Raw genomic sequence first — 21585 nt, forward strand, 5'->3', positions numbered from 1 at the left:
AGATCATGCTCAACCAGAATTTATCTCTTCAGCGCCAAGCCAAGGGCGATGAAGCTCCAGCCCTGGAAGATCAGGTCGACGGCCAGGAACAGGCCCAGCACCCACACGCTGTTGACGGGCCAGCCCATGGCGATGACCAGTCCCGCCAGCGCGCTGATGACGCCGGCCGCGACCACCCAGCCCCAGCCGGGCTGCGGCCGGTGGCTGTAGCCGACCCAGGCCCTGAGCACGCCTGAGGCAAGAAGCGCGACCGCCAGGAGGAAGGTCAGCACCGTCGAGGCGAGGACCGGATTGTCGAACGCGAAGAAGCCGGCGACGGCATAGAGGAGGCCGCTGAGCAGCCAATAGAAGAAGCGGCCCCATGTCTTCACACCGAAGGCATGGATGATCTCGACAATGCCGGCCATCAGCATCAGCCAGCCCACGACAAAGACCGAGGCGACGGTTGCGATGAACAGATTGCCGAAGGCAATGCCGCCGAAGACAAGCAGCAGCACCCCGAGCGCGACGAACCATCCCCATTTCGCCCGCGTCTGGCTGATCGCATCTTTCAAGGCATCGCCGTGCAGTGTCATCGCCCTCTCCCTCAAGACTACTTGGCCTTTTTTGTCGGCTTTGAAGGTAACGCCGATGTGCCTTCTCGTAAAGCGAGCAGGCAGTGAGGGTCACACCCAGGCTCGGCGGTACGCCTGCTTTTGGCAAGAGCAGCCGCTGCGAGTTTATTTCCGTGAAACGTGGGCTTGCGCCCTCAGGCCAAACCGTGGCCACGCCGAGGTTTAGTTGGAGAATAGCTCCTGTCCGCAAAGCGGCCGCAACGTCGAGCTTTGATACCGAGCCAGACCTCCAAACGCCGCGCAACGCCGGTCGCATCCGCATCCGCATGTCACAACCTTGCGTCCGGCATACGAATTGTCCGACATCGGAATTCCCCCTCTTTTGAACCTTGCACCGTCGAGCAATCGAAAATTGGCTCACACGGCAGCGCACCGCCAATATGGCACGGACGTCGGGCGATTTCTCGCTGATGTTGATCGGACTGATCGCAAGATGATCGTGGCGCTGGTTCGTCGCTATATTTGCAAGCAGGCAATCGGTATCTTGTCGATGACGTTTGGCTGTTCGCCTTTCTCGGCGCTTGGCAAGACTGGGGAAGCAAAATGAGCGATGTGGACGAACACCTCGATCTGACAGAGATCAACGCCGTCCGCAGGCTGTTGACGTCAAAACCACGAACGGTCCGCTGGGACGAACGCCGGGCGCGGCTCGACGAAGTCGGTTCGGTCTGGCCGGTCGCGGAGGACATCCGATGCGAGCGCGTGGTTTTCGATGGCCTTGAGGGAGAGTGGTCCCTGGCGCCTGGGAGTGACAGGGATAAGGTTCTGCTCTTTTTCCACGGTGGTGGCTACTGCTCCGGCTCCCTTAAAAGTCATCGTCGAATGGTTACCGAGGCAGGTCGGGTAATGGGAATACGCACCCTCGCGATCGACTATCGCCGCGCACCGGAACATCCTTTCCCTGCGCAACATGAAGACGCACTCACCGCATGGCGCTTTCTGAGCCGGCAAGGCATCGCGTCGGACCGCATCGTGGTTGGCGGAGACAGTGCGGGCGGCAACCTCACTCTGTGCCTGGTCAGTATATTGCGCACGTCAGGCGAGCCGTTGCCGCAATGTCTTTGGCTGGTTTCGCCCTGGACGGACCTTTCGATGTCCGGCGCGACACTATCAACCAAGGACGCAATCGACCCTATCATCCACCGGGGGTATTTGGAGGAACTGGCAACGGCCTATGTTCCCAATGGCGTTGGTCGGCGCGATCCGCTGATCTCGCCCTTGTTCGCCGATCTGAGCGGATTTCCCCCAATGCTGATACAAGCCGGTTCGGCCGAGACGCTGTTGTCGGACGCAACTCGGCTCGCCGAAGCCGCTGGCGCGGCTGACGTTAAAGTAGGTCTCGAAATTTGGCCGCATATGATTCACGCTTGGCCGGTTTGGAATGCGGGGTTGAGCGCCGGTCGCCGTGCCCTTCACAGCGCAGGCATGTTTGTCCGCGAATGTTTGTAACCCCTGCCGAGGCAACTGCTATCGTATTCCAAACACTTGATCTGGAATCTTGGTGCGCCAAACAATCGACTGGAACGCGGAACAGGCCGGCCAACGCGGCCAATGTTGCGGATATTAAGTCAAATTTTACCGAACTGGCGCCATGGCTTCAGTCAAGGCTGGTTGTATCGGCCAATGCGTTCGACGTATGGAGTAACGATGCGGTCTGTCCCGACGATCTTGGCCGCATTCATGCTCGGCACCTGCGGCGTTGCCAAGGCCGGCGAGGGCACCTTCGGCTGGCTGTCCGGAGACTGGTACCTGACGGTCGGCGCCACCGGCATGGTTGCTCCGAATTTCGAGGGCGGCAAGAAGTACCTGCTCAGTGCCTCGCCGATCATCTCGCTCGGCAAGGCTGGTCCCGCGGCGCGCTTCACCTCGCGCAACGACAATATTTCATTGGCATTGATCGACGATGGCGGCGTCCGCGCCGGCCTGACAGGCAAGTTCCTGTTTTCCCGCGACGGTGGTGACGCCGACGAATTGAAGGGTCTCGACCCGGTGCGCTGGGGCGGCGAGGCTGGCGGCTTCTTCGAATTCTATCCTTTGGATTGGCTGCGTGCCCGCGCCGAATTGCGGCACGGCATTCGCGCCCATAACGGTTTTGTCGCCGACATCGCCGCCGACGCCTTTTACGATGTGACGCCCGACGTCAGGATTTCGGCCGGACCGCGCGTTTCGTTCGCCTCATCGGACTATTTCGACGCCTATTACGGCGTTGATGCCAAGGAGTCCCTGGCCTCGGGACTTAGCGAATATCATCCCGGCGGCGGGGTGAAGTCGGCGGGCCTGGGCGGCGCAGTGACCTGGAAGGTGACCGAGCCGATGACGGCCAGTCTGTTCGGCGAATATTCCCGCCTGATGGGCCCGGCCGCCGATTCCAGCCTGGTCAAGGAGCGCGGCTCCAGGGATCAGTTCATGATCGGCGTGTCGACGACCTATCGCTTCGATTTCTCGATGTGAGCGGGCGGGCGTCGGCTCATTTGATCAAACGGCTGTCGAACGGATAATGGTATAGGCCCGCAATCGTAATGCGTGACGCATCGTCATGGGTCGGGTTGAGCAGATAGTTGTTTGCCTTGCGCATTATGATCGAAGGAATTTTCATGAGCGCGTAACGATTGGCCGAGAGAAAGTCCGTGCCCTGTCGCCGTGTTGATTCCATGTCCTTGTCCCAGCCGTCATGGATAACCGGTTCGGTCATTTCTATTCCGTCCGGAACGTCGATTTCGATAAGCTGGTAGGTTTCCGGAACGGTTTCGCGCGTCGCATGCACCAGTATCTCCAGCAGTGCCGTCGAAGGGTGGTCGGTGCAATAGACGATGGGCATTCCGCGCCTGTTCCATCTTCCATCAACGAGCGTTCCGCCACGACCCGAGAGATCCGCGAAATTGGAGATGCGCCAGATGCGCATCGTCAGGCAAGCATGCCAAAGTCGATACGGATAAGCTCTTCGGAAACGACGTGGGCGCCGGTCTCTGTCTCAAGGAGATCGATCGGCCTTGCACCATCCAATGCTATGATCTCGCTTCTCAGCCAACGCTGGGCTTTCTCATGGCTACCGAATACCCGATCCGCCTGCTCGGCGATGCGTTCAAGGCGCAGGGCGCGGTCGGATTCAGCTGGCGAAAGCGGCTCGGCATGTTCCTTGCGACGCGCCAGCGTGCGGCGGGGGGCAACGATACGATAGAGTTCTTCGCTACTGAAACCCAGACTGCGCAGATGATCGATCTTGTCCGTAGGGACGGAAAAGTCGTGTGTTGCGCGAATTGCCCTTGCTGCGACCGACATGAATTGTTTCCTTGGCACTGCAGGCCATTCTGCTTGCCATTTGCCTACAAATGTATGCGCAATTGGCACCTTCCGCAAGGAAGCATCAGAGTTCGGGCTTTTCAATATCGCCTGTCTCGGTTAAAAGCCCAGCCATGACGAGCTTTTCGCGCCTTCTCGCGCCTGCGATACGAATTACAGGCCCGGTGCTCCGGGCGGCCTGACCGCCGCCGGAGCCGCCGGGAATCTTGCGCGCGGCCTCTCGCGCTTTTTCCAGATCATGATAGTTCAACGCCCGGGCTCTTTTGCCGCCGGCAACGCATATGGCAGACGAATGACTGATACCGAGACCGCCGAGACGATCGATTATTCCAAAACGCTCTACCTGCCGCAGACGGATTTCCCGATGCGCGCCGGGTTGCCGGAAAAGGAACCGCTGCTGGTCAAGCGCTGGCAGGACATGGACCTTTACCGCAAGTTGCGCGAAGACGCAGTCGGCCGCGAAAAATACGTGCTGCACGACGGCCCGCCCTACGCCAATGGCAACATCCATATCGGCCACGCACTGAACAAGATCCTCAAGGACGTCATCACCCGCTCGTTCCAGATGCGCGGCTATGACTCGAACTATGTACCAGGCTGGGATTGCCACGGCCTGCCGATCGAATGGAAGATCGAGGAGCAGTACCGCGCCAAGGGCAAGAACAAGGACGAGGTGCCGGTCAACGAGTTCCGGCAGGAATGCCGTGAGTTTGCGGCGCACTGGATCAAGGTGCAGGGTTCCGAATTCCAGCGGCTCGGCGTCGTCGGCGACTTCGACAATCCCTATACGACGATGGCTTTCCATGCCGAGGCGCGCATCGCCGGCGAGCTGCTGAAATTCGCCATGTCCGGCCAGCTCTATCGCGGCTCCAAGCCGGTGATGTGGAGTGTGGTCGAGCGCACCGCGCTGGCCGAGGCGGAGGTCGAATACCAGGACTATGAGTCGGACACGATCTGGGCGAAGTTTCCGGTCGTCAGCCTCGCTCGCCAGGTCATCAACATCAAGGATGGGCAGTCAGCCCTTGATCCCAAGCTGACGCAGACGTCGCTCGATCTGCTTGATGCCAACGTCGTCATCTGGACGACGACGCCGTGGACGATCCCCGGCAACCGCGCCGTCAACTACTCGCCGCGCATCAACTATGGTCTCTACGAGGTTACGGCGGCCGAGAACGCCTTTGGTCCTCAGCCCGGCGAAAAGCTGATCTTTGCCGAGAAGCTTGCGGACGACGCTGCCGCGAAGGCCAAGGTCACTCTGAATCGGCTTCGCAGCGTTGGCGCCGAAGAGCTTGAAAACCTTACGCTTTCGCATCCCCTCAAAGCTCTGGGTGGCGGCTACGATTTCCCCGTGCCGATGCTCGCCGGCGATCACGTCACCGACGATGCCGGCACCGGTTTCGTCCACACCGCGCCGGGACATGGCCGCGAAGACTTCGACGCCTGGATGGATGCTGCCTCTGATCTTCGCCAGCGTGGCATCGACACCGCGATCCCCTTCACCGTCGACGATGCCGGCTTCTTCACCAAGGACGCGCCGGGCTTCGGCCAGGATCGCGAGGGTGGAGCGGCGCGCGTCATCGACGACAATGGCAAGAAGGGCAACGCCAACCAGGCTGTCATCGACGAGCTGATCAAGCGCAACGCGCTGTTCGCGCGCGGCCGCCTGAAGCACTCTTATCCGCATTCCTGGCGCTCGAAGAAGCCGATCATCTTCCGCAACACGCCGCAATGGTTCGTCTATATGGACAAGGAGCTTGGCGACGGCACGACGCTGCGCAGCCGCGCCCTGAAAGCCATCGACGATACCCGCTTCGTGCCCGCCGCCGGCCAGAACCGCATCCGCGCCATGATCGAGGAGCGCCCCGACTGGGTGCTGTCGCGCCAGCGCGCCTGGGGTGTGCCGATCGCCGTCTTTGCCGATGCCGACGGCAATGTGCTGCGCGACGAGGCAGTCAACCGGCGCATCATGGACGCCTTCGAGAAAGAAGGCGCCGACGCCTGGTTCGCCGCCGGCGCCACGGAGCGGTTCCTCGGCAATCACGATGCCTCGAAATGGCAGCAGGTCATGGACATCCTCGATGTCTGGTTCGATTCAGGCTCGACGCATGCCTTCACGCTCGAGGACCGGCCCGACCTGAAATGGCCGGCCGACGTCTATCTGGAAGGCTCCGATCAGCATCGCGGCTGGTTCCACTCCTCGCTGCTCGAAAGCTGCGGCACCAGGGGCAGGGCGCCCTACGACACCGTCGTCACCCATGGCTTCACCATGGATGAGGAGGGGCGGAAAATGTCGAAGTCGCTCGGCAACACCGTCGTGCCGCAGGACGTCATCAGGCAGTCCGGCGCCGACATCTTGCGGCTGTGGGTGGTGACGACCGATTATTGGGAAGACCAGCGGCTCGGCAAGAACGTGCTGCAGACCAATATCGACGCCTACCGCAAGCTGCGCAACACCATCCGCTGGATGCTGGGCACGCTCGCCCACGACGATGGCGAGGAGGTGCCGCTGGATAAGATGCCTGAACTGGAGCGGCTGATGCTGCACCGGCTCGCTGAACTCGATGAGGTCGTACGCTCGGGCTACGACGCGTTCGAATTCAAGCGCATCACCCGCGCGCTGCTCGACTTCATGGTGGTAGAGCTGTCGGCCTTCTATTTCGACATCCGCAAGGACGCGCTTTACTGCGAAGCGCCTTCCAGCGTGAAGCGCAAGGCTTCAGTGCAGGTGGTGCGCCATCTCTTCGACTGCCTGGTGAAATGGTTGGCGCCGATGCTGCCCTTCACCATGGAAGAGGCTTGGCTCGACCGTCATCCGGATGCGGTCTCCGTGCATCTCGACCAGTTCCCGGAAATCCCGGCGGACTGGAGGAACGAAGCGCTGGCGGAGAAGTGGCGCAAGGTTCGGCAGGTTCGCCGTGTCGTCACCGGGGCGCTGGAAATTGCCCGCGCGCAGAAGGTCATCGGCTCTTCGCTGGAAGCGGTGCCGGTCGTTACCCTCGACGATGCAGTGCTCGAAGCGGCGATCGCCGATGTCGATATGGCCGAGATGGCGATCACCAGCGATCTGGTAATCGTGCACGGCAAGGCGTCGGCGGGCAGCTTTACCCTCGACGACGTCAAGGGCGTCGCCGTGGTCGTCGAGAAGGCGGAGGACCGTGGCCTGGTGAAGTGCGCGCGCTCCTGGCGCTACACCGCCGATGTCGGGTCAGATCCGGAATTCCCGGATGTTTCGGCCCGTGACGCCGCTGTTCTGCATGAGCTGAAGGCTTTGAGCCGTCTTTAAGGCGGTGCACAAATGCCACGGCGGGCGGCCGATCGGCCCCCGCGCGTTGCCCTTAACGAGTGGTTGAGGTAAACACGCGAAACTCCGGACGACAAATTGTCGCCGGAATTCCGTCGGAAGAGCATAGGCGATGGGGACCGGACCTTTCTTTGGCCGGCGGCAATCGAGAGGCTGTCTACAGTGGGACTTTTTGGCATGACCGAGAGAACTTACGCGCGCGTTGCGCTGCTGGCGCCGCTTGTCGTATCGGGCCTCGCTTTGTCCGGCTGCATGGGCTCGCCCACTTACGGGACCGACAAGACCGCGGGCGCGCAGCTTGCCGGCGACCTCACCGGGGCTTTTTCCTTCGCACCCAAGCGCAAGGATAGTATCGACTACAAGCCGCGCCCCACACTGGTGAAGCCAGGGCCGGGGCAGAAGGAAGTCTTGCCGCCGCCGCAGGAAAGCATCGAGACGGCGAGTGCCGAATGGCCCGAATCGCCGGAGCAGCGCCGTGCCCGCCTGCGCGCCGATGCCACCCTGCATCAGGACGACCCGGCCTACCAGGCGCAGGTCATCGATGACGTGCAGACGGATCCGGCGTCGGTCAAGGCCGCGCTGAAGCTGTCGGGCTCGAGCCACCCGCCAGCCTGGACTCCGGCCGATTCGGACAAGAGCCGCGCCGCGGAAATCATGCGCCGCCGGGCTGAAGGCAAACAGGGCGACCCGACCACCCGCAGATATCTGAGCGAGCCACCGGTGCAATACCGCGCTGCCGCCGCCACCGCGCCGCAGGGTGACCTCGGCGAGGACGAGTACAAGAAGGAACGCCGCCTCAAGAGGGAGGCGGCTGCCAAGAGTAAGAGCGGCGGCATGTTCGACTGGCTGCCCTGGTAGGCTGACGGCGCCAGAGACGTTCTTGCCCTGGATTGGCTGGCTGGATTGGCTGACTTGGATGGACCGTCTGCCGGACCAGAAAATCAGGCTCCGCGTCGCTCGCGAAAAAAGTCCTTCAGCAATGCTGCTGCGGCGTTCTCGGCCATGCCCGGATAGATGTCGGGCACATGGTGGCAGGTCGGTGACGTGAAGAAGCGAACGCCGTTGACCACTGCGCCGCCCTTCTCGTCCGCAGCGCCGAAATAAAGCCGGCGCAGCCTGGCGAAGGAGATGGCGCCGGCACACATGGCGCACGGCTCCAGCGTCACATAGAGATCGTGGCCGCTGAGCCGCTCGCTGGAAAGCTTGCGGCAGGCCTCGCGGATCGCCAGCATCTCGGCATGGGCGGTGGGATCGGCAAACTCGCGGGTGCGGTTGCCGGCACTCGCAACGACCGTATCGCCGCCGACGACGACCGCGCCAACCGGCACCTCGCCACGCTGGGCGGCGGCTTCGGCTTCTTTCAGCGCCAGTGCCATGAAATCCTGCCGCTTCACGCGGTTTCCATTCCGATTATCTCCTCGCCACTAGAGCGCGATCCTGTTACTACCCGCGCAAACGAGCAAAGGCCACATGGACGACAAAAACAAGAAATTCCCGCGCAAGGCCGGCCCGAAGCCGGCAGGGACGCGTGGTCGCGATAGCGCTCCCGGCAAGGGCGGCAAGCCGTCCTTCGGCGCCAAAAAACCTTACGCTCCGCGCGGCGACCGGCCGGCGGCGACCGAAGGCGAACGGCCGAAGCGCGACTTCAAAGGCGGCGACCGGCCATTCAGCAAAGGGCCGCGTCCGGAAGGCAAGCCATATGAACAGCGCGAGGGTCCACGCAAGCCTTATGCGCCGCGCGGCGACCGGCCGGCAGCTGCCGAAGGCGAGCGGCCGAAGCGCGACTTCAAAGGCGGCGACCGGCCATTCAGCAAAGGGCCGCGTCCGGAAGGCAAGCCTTATGAACAGCGCGAGGGTCCACGCAAGCCTTACACTCCGCGCGGCGACCGGCCGGCAGCTGTCGAAGGCGAGCGCGGCGAGAGGCGCTTCGACCGTCCCAAGCGTGATTTTGGCGGCGATCGACCCCATGGGGCACAAACGGCACAGGCCGCATCGGAAGGCGGCTTCAAGCCGCGCCCGCGTCGCGTCGAGGCAACGGAAGAAGCCGGCGAACGCATTGCCAAGCGGCTGGCGCGTGCCGGCCTGGCCTCGCGCCGCGACGCCGAGGAACTGATTGCGGCCGGCCGCGTCAAGGTCAATGGCAAGGTGTTGTCCTCGCCGGCCTTCAACGTCATGCCCGGCGACATCATCCATCTCGACGGCATGGAGATCCCGCCGATCGAGCGCACCAGGCTGTTCCTGTTCCACAAGCCGGCCGGCGTGGTCACGACAAACCGCGATCCCGAAGGCCGCAAGACCGTCTTCGATGTGCTGCCGCCCGGGCTGCCGCGGCTGATGACCATCGGCCGGCTCGACATCAACACCGAAGGCCTGCTGCTGCTCACCAATGATGGTGGCCTGTCGCGCGTGCTCGAACTGCCGGCGACCGGCTGGTTGCGACGCTACCGCGTGCGCGTTCACGGCAAGGTCGAGGAAAGCGCGCTTGCAGGGCTGCGCGAAGGCATTGCCGTCGACGGTGTCTTTTATGGCGCCATCGAGGCGACGCTCGACCGCGAGCAGGGTTCGAACGCCTGGCTGACACTCGGCCTGCGCGAAGGCAAGAACCGCGAGGTCAGGAACATCCTGGGCGCGCTCGGTCTCGACGTGACGCGGCTGATCCGCATTTCCTACGGGCCGTTTCAACTCCACGATTTGCCGGAAGGCCATGTGCTGGAGATCAAGGGCCGCGTGCTGCGCGACCAGCTCGGCGAGCGCCTGGTCGAAGAGTCCGGCGCCAATTTCGATGCCGATATCGCCAAGCCGTTTTCCAACAAGCCGGTCAGGCGTGAGCGCGAAGAGGAGCCCGAGCGGCCGAAATTCACCCGCGACGGCGAACGCCGGCCGATCGGCGAGGGCGGCCTGATCAAGAACCGCAAGCGCCGCGAAGGCAGCCGCGACGAAGCGCTCGGCAAGCTGTCGACAAGCCCTGACAGGACCTTTGGGCCAAAAAAGAGCTTTGGCGAGCGTGGCCCCAGACCTGAACGCAGCGACTTCGGGGACAAACCCCGCGGCGACAAGCCTCGTGGCGGCTTCGGTGGGAAAAAATCCGAACGCGAGCAGCGGCCGATCGAGCCGCCGGGCCAGCGCAAGGCCAATGTCTGGATGGCGCCGGGCGCACGGCCGATCGGCAAGGGCAGGGCGGAGGCAGACGCCGCCAAGGCGGCGGAAAACAAGGCGCGCAAGGCATCGTTCAAGCCGTCTTACGGCAAGCCCGGCGGCAAGCCGCAAGGCGGCGGTGCAAAGCCGTTCGGCAAACCGCGCGGCGAGCGCCCGGATGGCGGTGGCGACCGGCCGCGCGGCGGCCCGAAGGGAAGCAATGCGGATCGTCGGCGGTGAGTTTCGCGGGCGTCCGCTGGCGACGCCCCGCACCTTTGCCATCCGCCCGACCACCGACCGCACGCGTGAGGCGGTCTTCAACGTGCTGGCGCATCGCTTTCCTGAAAAACTGGACGGCGCGCGCGTGCTCGACCTGTTCGCCGGCACCGGCGCGCTCGGCCTCGAAGCGCTGTCGCGCGGCGCCTCCTACGCTGTCTTCATCGAAGAATCCGCCGAAGGGCGCGGCCTGATCCGCACCAATGTCGAGGCCTTCGGCCTCACCGGCCGCACCAAGATATTCCGCCGCGACGCGACGGGCTTGGGCGAGGCGGGCACCATCGCCGCATTCGGCCTTGTCTTCGCCGATCCGCCCTATGGCAAAGGCCTTGGCGAACGTGCGTTGCGCTCGGCCAAGGCCGGTGGTTGGCTCGCCCCTGGCGCGCTCTGCGTCGTCGAGGAAGCGGCGGCGGCGCCGTTCGAGGCAGGGCCGGGCTTTTCGGTTGTCGACGAGCGCAACTATGGCGAGACGGTCATCCGGTTCATCGAGGCCGCCTGAGTTCGGCTTCCACGGTGGCGCCTTCAAAATGACGAACAATTCGCTTTGCCTCGACCAGCAACCCCGCCTATCGTCCCACCACAAACCGGAGCCATCTATGACATTTCAGGCTGAATGGCTGCGCGAAACGCTCTTGGGACTGGCTCTGGTGATGGCCGCGCCGGCTCTGGCGGATAACAATCCTGACGATGGCGTCGTGACCGATTTCCTGCTCGACAACGGCATGGAGGTCGTCGTCGTCCCCGATCACCGCGCCCCCATCGTCACCCATATGGTCTGGTACAAGATCGGCAGCGCCGACGAGCCGCCGGGCAAGTCCGGCATTGCCCATTTCTTCGAGCATCTGATGTTCAAGGCGACCAGCACCCATGCGGCGGGCGAGCTCGACCGTGCCGTCGCCGCCATCGGCGGCTCGGACAACGCCTTCACCTCATACGACTACACCGCCTTTCACGAGACGGTGGTGCCGCAGGCGCTCGGTGAGATGATGGGCTTCGAGGCCGACCGCATGCGCAATCTCATCCTCAACGACGACGTCATCAAGACCGAGCGCGACGTCATCCTCGAGGAGCGCCGCTCCCGCATCGATAGCAATCCGCAGGCGGTGCTCGACGAGGAGATCGACGCCACGCTGTGGCAGAACCAGCCCTACCGCATTCCGGTCATCGGCTGGATGCAGGAGATGGAGAAGCTGAACCGCACCGACGCGATGGCTTTCTACAACAAATATTATACACCCAATAACGCCGTGCTGGTGGTGGCCGGCGATGTCGAGCCGGAAACGGTTAAGGCGCTGGCCGAAAAGACCTTTGGCAAGATCGCGCGCGGCCCGGATCTGCCACCGCGCATCCGCCCGGTCGAGCCGGAGCAGAACACCAGGCGCACGGTGACGCTGACCGACGGGCGTGTCAGCGTGCCGAGCTTCACCACGCAATGGGTGGTCCCGTCCTATCACACGGCAAAGCCCGGCGAAGCCGAAGCGCTCGACGTGCTGTCCGAAATCCTCGGCGGCGGCAACCGCAGCCGGCTCTACCAGGAGCTTGTCGTCAGGCAAGGCATCGCCGCCGAGGCCGGCGCCTTCTTCCAGGGCACCATGCTCGACGACACCAATTTCACCGTCTACGGCGCGCCGCGCGGCGATGCCAAGCTTGCCGACATCGAAGCCGCGGTCGACGCCGAGATCGCCCGCATCGCGAAAGACGGCGTCACCAGCGACGAGCTGGAAAAATCCAAGGACCGTTTCGTACGTTCGATGATCTTTGCCCGCGACAAGCAGGAGGACATGGCCAACATCTACGGCTCGACGCTCGCCACAGGCGGCAACGTCCAGGACGTCCAGCAATGGCCGGACCGCATCCGCAAGGTCACCGCCGACCAGGTCAAGGAAGTCGCTGCCCGCTATCTCAATCTCGACCACGCAACGACCGGTTATTTGCTTCCCGAAACCCAGGCTGGGAATTGATTTGATGATGAGTTTGAGCGTCGGCGCCGCCCCTCACCTGCCTGCCCGCATCCTCTCCCCGTATAGGGACGGGGAGAGGGGCGCCGCCATCGACGGTTTCGTCAATCTTCAGCGTTTGCAGAGCGAGCGCCGGGACAGCGGCCAGCCCCTTCTCCCCGTAACTATACGGGGAGAAGTGCCCGGCAGGGCGATGAGGGGCGGCGCCGACCTTGGCAATTGGCGCGCCGGCCCTCTTCTGGCCACCCTCATTCTCTCCCTCGTCTTCCTCCTCCTGCCGGCGCTTTCCGCTCGCGCCGCCATGAACATCCAGGAGGTGACCTCGTCGAAGGGCATTGCCGCCTGGCTGGTGGAGGATTATTCGGTGCCGATCGTCGCCATCCGCTTCGTTTTCGATGGCGGCGCGACGCAGGATCCGCCCGGTAAGGAAGGGCTTGCCAACCTGATGAGCGGCCTGTTCGACGAAGGTGCCGGCAACCTCGACAGCGAGGCCTTCCAGATCAAGCTCGACGACGTCGGTGCAGAGATGAGCTTCGAGGCGCAACGCGACGGCATCTACGGCTCGATGCGCATGCTGGCCGACCAGCGCGACGGCGCCTTCGACCTGTTGCGGGTGGCGGTCAACCAGCCGCGCTTCGACCAGGTGCCGATCGACCGCATCCGCGCGCAGATCCTGTCCGGCATCATCGCCAACGAGCGCGATCCCGATACGCTCGCCCAACGCAAATGGCTGGACGCGATCTACGGCCGGCATCCCTATTCGCGGCCCGACCAGGGCACCAGGCAAAGCATCGCGACGATCACGCCGGCCGATCTCAGCGCCTTCCACAAGGCGAATTTCGCCCGCGGCGGCCTGCATGTCGCGGTGGTCGGCGCCATCGACGCCGAGACGCTGAGGCAGAAGCTCGATCTGGTGTTCGGCAGCCTGCCGGAAAAGCAGGCGCTTACGCCCGTTCCCGACATCGACCTGAAGCTCGGCCAGCAGCTCGAGGTCGTTTACGACCAGCCGCAGGCCTCGCTGCAACTCGCCTATCCCGGCGTGAAGCGGAACGCGCCGGATTTCTTCGCCGCGGTGCTGATGAACGAGATCCTCGGTGGCGGCACTTTCACCTCGCGGCTGTTCGACGAGGTGCGCGAGAAGCGCGGCCTGGCCTATAGCGTCAGCTCCGACCTCGTCGACCACCAGCACTCCGAGGCGCTTTCCATCACCACCTCGACCCGCGCGGACAGGGCGGCCGAGACGCTGGCCGTGGTGCGCGACGTGGTCAAGCGCATGGCCGATGAGGGGCCGACCGAAGCCGAGCTGGCGGCGACCAAGAAATACATGATCGGCGCCTATGCCATCAACAATCTGAATTCCTCCGGCGCGATCGCCTCAACGCTGCTCGAGATCCAGCTCGGCAAGCTCGGCATCGACTACATGCAGCGCCGCGCCGCCCTGATAAACGCGGTGACGCTGGACCAGGTGAAAGCGGTGGCGAAAAAGCTGCTCTCCGCCGAGCCGGCCGTCATGGTGGTCGGGCCGAAGCTGGGAAGCAAGGGATGAGCCCACTTTTCCTGCACTGGCCTGCGCCGGTTGGCTCCCCCTTCTCCCCTTGTGGGAGAAGGTGTCGCCGAAGGCGACGGATGAGGGGTGCTCCAGCTTGGCATCGACCGAGCTCCGTCCAACACCCCTCAACCGTCTCGGCGCTCCGCGCCGATCCACCTTCTCCCACAAGGGGAGAAGGAAAGACGCGCCACGACCGCAAACTGCCGACAATCCGGGCGAGGGGGCATTTGCCCAAATTCGATAGCTCCGCCACATGGGGCACCCAAAATGGCGCCTAGCTTCGGCATCGCCTTTGGCGGCGGCGGGGCGCGTGGGCTGGCGCATATCCATGTTATCGAGGCGCTGGACGAGCTGGGCATAAGGCCGGCAGCAATCGCCGGCTCGTCGATCGGCGCCATCATGGGCGCCGGCATGGCCTCGGGCATGACCGGCAAGGACATCCACGACTATACGCGCTCGATCCTCGGCCGCCGCGCCGAAGTGGCGACGCGCATGTGGCGGGCGCGGCCCGGCACTTTTGCCGAGGCGATGCAGGGCGGCCTGCGGGTCAGCCAGTTCAATGTCGAGCGCATCCTCAAGGCGTTCCTGCCCGACGCCATTCCCGAGACCTTCGCCGAATTGAAGATACCGCTGAAGGTGACGGCAACGGACTTTTATGGCCACAAGCTCGCCGTGTTCGACGAAGGCGAGCTGCATTCGGCGCTGGCCGCCTCGGCGGCGATCCCGGCGGTGTTCCGTCCGGTGATGCGCGACGGCAGGCTGCTGATCGACGGCGGCATCTACAATCCCGTGCCGTTCGACCTGATCGAGCTCGACGCCGACATCATCATCGCCGTCGACGTGGTCGGCGCGCCGACCGAGGCCGGCCGCAAATTTCCGACCTCCGTCGACCTGATGTTCGGCGCCACGCAGCTGATGATGCAGTCGATCATCGCCAGCAAGCTGAACCAGAGCCGGCCCGACATTCTGATCCGGCCGGCCGTCTCGAAATACCGGGTGCTCGATTTCATGAAGGTCGAGGCGCTGATGGCCGAGACGGTGGCGATCAAGGACGAGCTGAAGCGCGAGATCGAGAAGGCGGTGGAGGCCCGGGCCAAGGCCGAAGCCAGCAAGCGCACCAACCGTCTCGGCGGATGACCGTAATCAAGCGTCCGGCGTCAGCGCCCGCTGGACCATGAGCGTATCCTTCGTAAGTGGCGCGGATCAGCTCGCGATTGGCGGCCATCTCAGCCCCACTTCATCTCGCCGGTGGCAACCTTGGAGCCGATGTCGAGCGCGACGCCCATGCCGAGGCCGGGGAAGCGGGCTTCCATGGCGCTCTTCAGTGCGGCCGCGTCCTTGGCCTTGGCCAGTTCTTCCTCGAAGGCGATGAGATAGGTCTTGGTGTGCTCGACGCCTGAAAGGTCCGTAGCGGCCTCAGGCGTCATGTGCCCGGGCACGACGATTGCCGGCTTGCGCGCCGCGATCTTTTCGAGATTGGCGAGCCAGGCGGCGCGCAGTTCCCTGGTCGGCGTGTCGGCGGTCCAGACATGCACGCCGGCAAAGATCATCACCCCGCCGAACACCGCATTCAGCGACGGCACGAAGAGATAGCGCCGGTTGGCGAGGCCTTCCGCGGCGACGATCTCGATGGTCTCGCCATCGACGCTGAGCGTCTTGCCGTCGAATGCTTCGGGGATGACGACGTCGGCCAGCGCCTGCGGGCCATTCTCCTTGAGTTGCGGCCCCCAGACGGCGAGCTTCTTTTCGACATTGCCGTTGATGGCGGCCACCGTCTCGGCCGCGGCGATCACCCGTGCCTGCGGGAACGCCTGCTTGATCGGCTTGAGGCCGAAATAATAGTCCGGGTCGGACTGGCTGACATAGATGGTGGTGAGCGTCTTGCCGGTCGCCTTGATCGCCTCGGCCACGGCCCGGCCGTCGGGGTAAGTGAAACCGCCATCGATCAGCACGGCTTCGGCGGCGCCGGAGACCAGCACCGGGGCGCGGAAGAAGCCGTTTTGCCCGGCGGGGAAATGTTTCCAGGAAAGCCCGCCTGCCGCATGGCCAAGCCCGGCGGGAGCAAAGACCGCGGCAGCGCCGGCGGCGAGGGTGGTTTTCATGATGCTTCTCCGTGTGAACATGGATGTCTCCTGGGATCCGGAATTCGGCGGCCTCGATGCCGGCAAGATGGCAAAAGCGGAATGCGTATTGAAGGCCGACAAAATAGACGTAATGTATGCCATTGCCTGACAATGAGACTGCCTCCGCCATGAGCGAAGCATGAACCTGAACCGGCTGGCCTATTTCGCGGCGGTGGTCGATGCCGGCTCGTTCACGCGGGCCGCCGAGCGGCTGGGCATCACCAAGGCGGTGGTCAGCCAGCAGGTGGCGCGGCTGGAGCGCGATGTCGGAACGACGCTGCTGATCCGCACGACGCGGCGCGTCCATCCGACCGAGGCCGGCCGAACGTTCCATGCCCGCTGCCTGCACGTCCTGCAGCAGGCCGAGCATGCATTCGACGAGCTCGCGCAGGCCGCCGCCGAGCCGACTGGCACGCTGCGCATCGCCGCGTCCAACGACTACGGCACATCGGCGGTGGTGCCGGTGGTCGCCGCCTTCAGCGCGCGCTATCCCGCCTGCCGGGTGGAGCTGACGCTGGGCGACGAGACGATCGACCTGGTTTCCGGCCACATCGACGTGGCCATCCGCGTCGGCTGGCTGGCCGTTTCCAGCCTGCAGGCCCGGCGCATCGGCACCTTCCAACAATTCATGGTATGCGGCGCCGGCTTTGCAGGCCGGTTCACCGCCGGCGAACCGCAAGACCTCGCCGGGCTGCCCTTCGTCGCCAACATGGCGCTGCGCGAACCGCTGCTATGGCAATTTTCGCGCGGCGATGACGAGCAGCAGGCCGTGCGCATGCAGGCAACGATTTCGATCGACGCAACGCCGGCAGTGCTGGCAGCGGTCCGCGCCGGCGCCGGCCTGTCGGTGCTGCCGGACTTTTTGGTGCGGGACGAACTGGCCGCCGGGCGGCTGGTGCAGATCCTGCCCGAGTGGCGGCTGCCCTCCGGCGGCATCTACACGGTCTACCCCGCCGCCCGCTTCCGCCCGCCCAAGGTGACGAGGTTTGTCGAGATGCTGATCGCGGCCGAGCAGAAGCTGGAGGCAGGCGGGCGGGGGCGGTAGCTTGGGTGAGGCGCTGATGGACGAAGCTGCGATCTCCCCCCTTGAGGGGGAGATGGCCGGCAGGCCAGAGGGGGTCGGTTCGACCGGGCGCGGCCTGCCTCTTGCGTCGGTGGGGGTTGGCGCATTACGCGAGACGCCCCCCTCTGCCCTGCCGGGCATCTCCCCCTCGAGGGGGGAGATTGGCTCATCACGCCATCCCAGCCGCATACTCCAGCGCCACCACGCCGTTGCTGAATTGCCTGGCCGAGATCAGCTCGAGCGGCAATTGCGCGCCGGGCGGGAACAGCAGCTTGCCCTGGCCGACGGCACCGGGGTAGCTGAGCAGGCGGATGCGGTCGGCCAGGCCGTGGCGCAGCAATTCCTGCGCGACGCTGAGGCTGCCATGCACATAGATGTTGCCGCCGCTGCCTTGCTTCAGCCCTCTGACCGCTTCCGGCAACGCGCCCTGCAGCAGCTCGGCCGGCTGCCAGTCGAGCGCCTGCAAGCTGGTCGAGGCGACATATTTCGGCAGCGCGTTGAACCGGTCGGCGAAGTCTCCGGTCTCCTTGGGCCACGAGCCGGCAAAGATCTCATAGGTCGTGCGCCCCAACAGCATGGCGCCGCTGTCGGCAAGCTCGTCGTCCTTGAACTTCTGCATCTCATCGTTCCAGGCCACGCTCGGCAGCTTCTCGACCTCGGCAATGCCATCGACGCTGATGAATTCGGTGATGATGAGTTTTCTCATGGCGGGTTCCTTTCTGGCAGGGCCGAATGGCGCGGGCCTTATGCGACATGCGCCGTCAACTAGCGCGGCGCTTTTTCAGGGGGAGGGTTTTCCCTGTTCGCTTCCAAAGACCGATACCGTGGGAAAAGCTTCTCCGACCTGCCCATCGTTCGGTCATGCCACAAGGTCCGCATCGGAGGCCGGTCTTTTTTGCCGATTGGATCTGGGTCGTAGTTACGGGCTGGCTACAGGTGGGCAATTACCGGCTTTCAGCAGTCCTTCGCGGACGTGCTGCACATCAGACTCCTGGGCAAAGTGCAGGGTGGCGATAAATGAATCGAGGTCGAATTGGGGATCGAGCGTTCTGATCTTGCCTAGATGCGCCGCGGCCGCGATTTCGTCGCCGAGCCAGCCGTAGCAGGCAGCGGCGAAAGCGTGCTGAGCCGAGTCCATGGTTGACAGATGCATGAAAGCTTCGATCGCCTCGCCATACTGGCGCGCGGCGAAATGCGCCTTTCCCAGATGGCTCCAGAACCTCTCCGGGTGGTGCGGGTTCAACTGCATCGCCTTGCGGATCCATTCAATTCCCTCTTCCGGCCTCCCGAGCCACGTCAATAACTCGCCTTGCTGCACCACCACGAGGTCGTAATTGGGATTGAGGGCCAGCGCGCGCTCTTGATGGTAGCGTGCAGTGGTCAGCTCGTTGTTGTTCACGTTCACTGCGGCGAGGATGCGGTGGACATCGGCATCGTTGTTGTCCAGCGCCAGCGCCCTGTCCAGCGCTGCCATGATGTTGTTCCAGATGGCATCCCTGTCTTCGCACCAGTTATGGACCCAGGCCTGGCCAAGAATGCAGGCCCGCCAGGCATGGGCATGGGCATAATCGGGGTCGAGCGTGACGGCCCTTTCTATCAAGGTTTGCGCGCGTTCATTATCCGCATTCGTGCTTCGGTGATGCAGCACCTTGGCAGCAAGCACACATTCATACGCGGCCATGTTTGCAGGTTTCGCCCGCGCGAGCTGGTCCCGCTGAGCCGCCTCGACACGACCGGGCAGCGTAGCTGCGATCGCCGCGGTCACCTCATCCTGAATCGCGAATATGTCGTCCAGCTTCCGGTCATATTTGTCCGCCCAAATATGAGCGTCATTCGCCGTGTCGATGAGCTGAACCGTCACGCGCACCCTGTCGCCGATCTTGCGGACGCTTCCCTCCACCAGGTATTGGACGGTGAGTTTCTCGGCCACCTCGCGCACATTCACGGCGCGGTTCTTGTAGACGAAGCTGGAATTGCGCGAGATGACGAACAGCTCATGGTGGCGGGACAGTTCGGTGATGATGTCCTCGGTCAGTCCGTCCGCGAAAAATTCCTGCTCGGGGTCGCCGCTCATGTTGGTGAATGGCAGCACCACTATCGAAGGTTTCGAGATGGATCGCTTCGCCTCGACTTCCGGCAGGACAGAACTATCAAACCCAACGCGATAGAGGCGAACCGGGCGGCTGATGTTCTTTAACGTCTTCTCGCCCAGGTCCTCCATGGCAATTTCGAGACGGTCGGCAATTTGGGTCGCCACCGCTGCGGTCACGCAGATACCGCCGACGTCGGCGAGTTGCTCGATACGCGAGGCAATATTGACGCCGTCGCCGAAAATGTCCTCATCGTCGAAAATGATGTCACCGAGATTTATGCCGATCCTGAATTCGATACGCCGTTCTTGCGGCACATCCGAATTGCGCCGTTTCATGCGCTGTTGGATCTCCACGGCGCATTTCACGGCATCGGTCACGCTCTGGAACTCAACGAGCATGCCGTCTCCGGTGGTTTTGATGATCCGGCCCTTGTTCTTCGCGATGGCGGGATCGACCAGTTCTATGCGATGGGTCCGAAGGCGTGCGAGCGTGCCGGATTCGTCGGCCTCCATCAGCCGACTGTAGCCCGCCATATCGGCAGCCAGAATTGCGGCTAGTCTCTGTTCCATCACTTGAACCAAAAACCAAGCCTATCCTTCCTGGGCTGCCAAATCCAGCAATTTGGGCTTGTGGCTGAATCAAGACGTCTTCTACGCAGCAGCAACAAAGGGCGGATCAAACCTTCCGCCTTCCGCCAGGTGGCTGCGAACTCGATCGCATCAATCGCGGGAGAGCGACGCCATTCGGCGCGCCAGGCCACGCTCGGCAGCTTCTCGACCTCGGCGATCCGTCGAGGCTGATGAATTCGGTGACGATGAGTTTTCGCATGGCGGGTTCCTTTCTGTCGGGACGGGCCGTGCGGGTCTTGTGCGAACTGCACCGTCAACTAGCGCCGCGCATTTTCAAGGGGAGGGCTTTCCCTATTCGCTTATTCGCTCCCAAAGACCGATACTGTGGGGAAAAACTTCTCCGACCTGGACTAAGCTCCCAAGATCGGATTGGTATCTGAGGCAGATATCTCCAAAAAACGAACTGTAAAAAGATCATGGGATTCGGGGTCTTCATTCACCGGTCAGATTCGATCTACAACGACCGCCCCGCTGAGCAATACCAGTTTCCTAGCCAGTATCTGCGCCGCGTCGAAGCATGCGTAGGCGACTGGATCATCTATTATGAGCCCAGCAAGGTAGAAGAGAGCCGCGGCTATTTCGCCATAGCCAAAGTCCAACAGGTCATCCCCGATCCTGCGAAGCCTGACATGTACCTCGCTCTGATTGAGCCCGGGACCTATCTCGACTTCGCCAATCCTGTTTCGTTCAACGGGGCGAATGGCATCGTGGAGAAGAGTGTACTCAACGAGGAAGGACGGATTTCCGGTCGCGCCCAATCTGCCGTCCGCCCAATCGGTCTAAGTGACTTCAACCGCATTATCGATCTCGGCCTGGGCAGCAATGAGTCGTTGCTGCCGCGCGTTGATGAGATCGGGACGTCGCTTGGCTTTCAAGACGAGCAGGCGCCATTTGAGTTGGAGCAGAGCCGTGATCGCGTGAGTTACATCGCGTCGCGAATCGTGCGGGATCGTATTTTTCGCCGCATCGTCTTGCGCGCCTATGATGAGCGCTGTGCGATCACGGGACTCAAGTTGATAAACGGCGGCGGCCGAGCGGAGGTCTCCGCCGCGCATGTTCGACCGGTTGAAGCCAATGGTCCCGATATCATCAACAATGGGATCGCATTGTCCGGCACCGCGCATTGGATGTTCGATCGCGGGTTGATCAGCCTATCCGACGATTTGGAAATCATGATCTCCCGGCAGGTCAACGATCTCGACAGCGTGCAGGGATTCATAAACAAAACCGGTCGAGCACTTACGCCCAGTCGACATTTTGAACGCCCGCATCCTCATTTCCTACAATGGCACCGCGAGCACTGCTACAAGCAGTGAAAGCACCGTCGGCGTGGGAGCGTGTTGGTGGGCACTTCTGACTCGTCGGAGGCCTTCATTCTCTCGTTGCGAATGGCAGCAATGCGCCCCTTCCTGGACATTACCAAAGCAAGACCACGGGGAATTCTGACCCACGTCCCGAATTCATGGCCTTCGTCTCGCTGGAATGTCTAACGCGACTCCGTCATGATGTCCCAGCCCTGTCGAGCGACGCTGCCAAAGCCGTTG

21 protein-coding genes are annotated in these 21585 nt (G+C 63.1%); 13 read left to right on the top strand and 8 right to left on the bottom strand.

What is annotated here, in order from left to right; all coding sequences use genetic code 11:
• Positions 1-20 precede the first annotated feature (20 nt).
• Entirely contained in the window at positions 21-575 is a 555-nt protein-coding gene (locus NKH67_RS30495) for an HdeD family acid-resistance protein (RefSeq protein WP_352474525.1), read from the bottom strand.
• Between the two features lie 334 nt (positions 576-909).
• Between NKH67_RS30495 and NKH67_RS30500 the strand changes: the two genes are divergently transcribed.
• The 3 genes from NKH67_RS30500 to NKH67_RS30510 all read left to right on the top strand — a co-directional run bounded on the left by NKH67_RS30500 (position 910) and on the right by NKH67_RS30510 (position 3065).
• Entirely contained in the window at positions 910-1161 is a 252-nt protein-coding gene (locus tag NKH67_RS30500; protein WP_352503367.1) for a hypothetical protein, read from the top strand.
• The gene (locus tag NKH67_RS30505; RefSeq protein ID WP_352503366.1) at positions 1158-2063 is read left to right on the top strand and encodes an alpha/beta hydrolase; all 906 of its coding nucleotides are present in this window, start codon (positions 1158-1160) and stop codon (positions 2061-2063) included. The genes NKH67_RS30500 and NKH67_RS30505 overlap by 4 nt, the downstream gene beginning before the upstream one ends.
• 198 nt (positions 2064-2261) lie before the next feature.
• Entirely contained in the window at positions 2262-3065 is an 804-nt protein-coding gene (locus NKH67_RS30510; RefSeq protein WP_352453469.1) for a MipA/OmpV family protein, read from the top strand.
• 16 nt (positions 3066-3081) lie between these two features.
• Here the strand turns inward: NKH67_RS30510 and NKH67_RS30515 are convergent, their stop codons facing one another.
• From NKH67_RS30515 to NKH67_RS30525, 3 genes are all read right to left on the bottom strand, one after another.
• Positions 3082-3516, bottom strand: a complete 435-nt coding sequence (locus NKH67_RS30515) for an RES family NAD+ phosphorylase (RefSeq protein ID WP_254817429.1) — start codon at positions 3514-3516, stop codon at positions 3082-3084.
• A gap of 2 nt (positions 3517-3518) precedes the next feature.
• A complete protein-coding gene (locus NKH67_RS30520) occupies positions 3519-3893 on the bottom strand; it encodes an Xre family toxin-antitoxin system antitoxin (RefSeq protein WP_254817430.1) in 375 nt (124 codons plus the stop codon).
• A gap of 85 nt (positions 3894-3978) precedes the next feature.
• Complete coding sequence (locus NKH67_RS30525) at positions 3979-4164, bottom strand: hypothetical protein (RefSeq protein WP_352474531.1); 186 nt, start codon at positions 4162-4164, stop codon at positions 3979-3981.
• A gap of 42 nt (positions 4165-4206) precedes the next feature.
• Between NKH67_RS30525 and ileS the strand changes: the two genes are divergently transcribed.
• Complete coding sequence (gene ileS, locus NKH67_RS30530) at positions 4207-7197, top strand: isoleucine--tRNA ligase (protein ID WP_352474532.1); 2991 nt, start codon at positions 4207-4209, stop codon at positions 7195-7197.
• Positions 7198-7392: 195 nt separating this feature from the next.
• Positions 7393-8073, top strand: a complete 681-nt coding sequence (locus NKH67_RS30535; protein WP_352453465.1) for a hypothetical protein — start codon at positions 7393-7395, stop codon at positions 8071-8073.
• Between the two features lie 83 nt (positions 8074-8156).
• Here NKH67_RS30535 and NKH67_RS30540 read toward each other — a convergent pair whose 3' ends face one another.
• The gene (locus NKH67_RS30540; protein WP_352474534.1) at positions 8157-8609 is read right to left on the bottom strand and encodes a nucleoside deaminase; all 453 of its coding nucleotides are present in this window, start codon (positions 8607-8609) and stop codon (positions 8157-8159) included.
• A gap of 76 nt (positions 8610-8685) precedes the next feature.
• Here NKH67_RS30540 and NKH67_RS30545 point away from each other — a divergent pair, with 76 nt between their 5' ends.
• From NKH67_RS30545 to NKH67_RS30565, 5 genes are all read left to right on the top strand, one after another.
• Positions 8686-10590: a pseudouridine synthase gene (locus NKH67_RS30545; protein ID WP_353032529.1), complete on the top strand. Its 1905-nt coding sequence runs from the start codon at positions 8686-8688 to the stop codon at positions 10588-10590.
• Positions 10571-11125, top strand: a complete 555-nt coding sequence (rsmD, locus tag NKH67_RS30550; RefSeq protein ID WP_352475003.1) for a 16S rRNA (guanine(966)-N(2))-methyltransferase RsmD — start codon at positions 10571-10573, stop codon at positions 11123-11125. Before NKH67_RS30545 ends, rsmD begins: the two co-directional genes overlap by 20 nt.
• A gap of 97 nt (positions 11126-11222) precedes the next feature.
• Entirely contained in the window at positions 11223-12587 is a 1365-nt protein-coding gene (locus NKH67_RS30555; protein WP_352503364.1) for a M16 family metallopeptidase, read from the top strand.
• A gap of 190 nt (positions 12588-12777) precedes the next feature.
• On the top strand, positions 12778-14130 hold the full coding sequence (locus NKH67_RS30560; RefSeq protein ID WP_352475006.1) for a M16 family metallopeptidase: 1353 nt from the start codon (positions 12778-12780) through the stop codon (positions 14128-14130).
• A 270-nt stretch (positions 14131-14400) separates the two neighbouring features.
• On the top strand, positions 14401-15270 hold the full coding sequence (locus NKH67_RS30565; protein WP_352475000.1) for a patatin-like phospholipase family protein: 870 nt from the start codon (positions 14401-14403) through the stop codon (positions 15268-15270).
• Between the two features lie 89 nt (positions 15271-15359).
• Here NKH67_RS30565 and NKH67_RS30570 read toward each other — a convergent pair whose 3' ends face one another.
• Positions 15360-16256 (bottom strand): MBL fold metallo-hydrolase, encoded by an 897-nt coding sequence (locus NKH67_RS30570; RefSeq protein ID WP_352474998.1) that lies wholly within the window; start codon positions 16254-16256, stop codon positions 15360-15362.
• On the opposite strand from NKH67_RS30570, the gene NKH67_RS30575 reads away from it, so the two are divergent.
• The gene (locus tag NKH67_RS30575) at positions 16234-16365 is read left to right on the top strand and encodes a hypothetical protein (protein WP_352474997.1); all 132 of its coding nucleotides are present in this window, start codon (positions 16234-16236) and stop codon (positions 16363-16365) included. The genes NKH67_RS30570 and NKH67_RS30575 overlap by 23 nt on opposite strands.
• A gap of 30 nt (positions 16366-16395) precedes the next feature.
• Positions 16396-17301, top strand: coding sequence for a LysR family transcriptional regulator (locus NKH67_RS30580; RefSeq protein WP_352474996.1), 906 nt, complete (start codon positions 16396-16398; stop codon positions 17299-17301).
• Between the two features lie 187 nt (positions 17302-17488).
• On the opposite strand, the gene NKH67_RS30585 is transcribed toward NKH67_RS30580, so the two are convergent.
• Both NKH67_RS30585 and NKH67_RS30590 read right to left on the bottom strand, forming a co-directional pair.
• Positions 17489-18025 carry a dihydrofolate reductase family protein gene (locus NKH67_RS30585; protein ID WP_352474994.1) on the bottom strand — a complete coding sequence of 179 codons (537 nt, stop codon included), beginning with the start codon at positions 18023-18025 and terminating at the stop codon, positions 17489-17491.
• Between the two features lie 213 nt (positions 18026-18238).
• Positions 18239-19981, bottom strand: a complete 1743-nt coding sequence (locus NKH67_RS30590) for an adenylate/guanylate cyclase domain-containing protein (RefSeq protein ID WP_352474993.1) — start codon at positions 19979-19981, stop codon at positions 18239-18241.
• Between the two features lie 476 nt (positions 19982-20457).
• On the opposite strand from NKH67_RS30590, the gene NKH67_RS30595 reads away from it, so the two are divergent.
• Positions 20458-21357, top strand: coding sequence for an HNH endonuclease (locus NKH67_RS30595; RefSeq protein ID WP_352474992.1), 900 nt, complete (start codon positions 20458-20460; stop codon positions 21355-21357).
• Positions 21358-21585 lie beyond the last annotated feature (228 nt).

Origin of the sequence: Mesorhizobium sp. M0968 (assembly GCF_040319065.1) — a bacterium.
Lineage (GTDB): Bacteria > Pseudomonadota > Alphaproteobacteria > Rhizobiales > Rhizobiaceae > Mesorhizobium.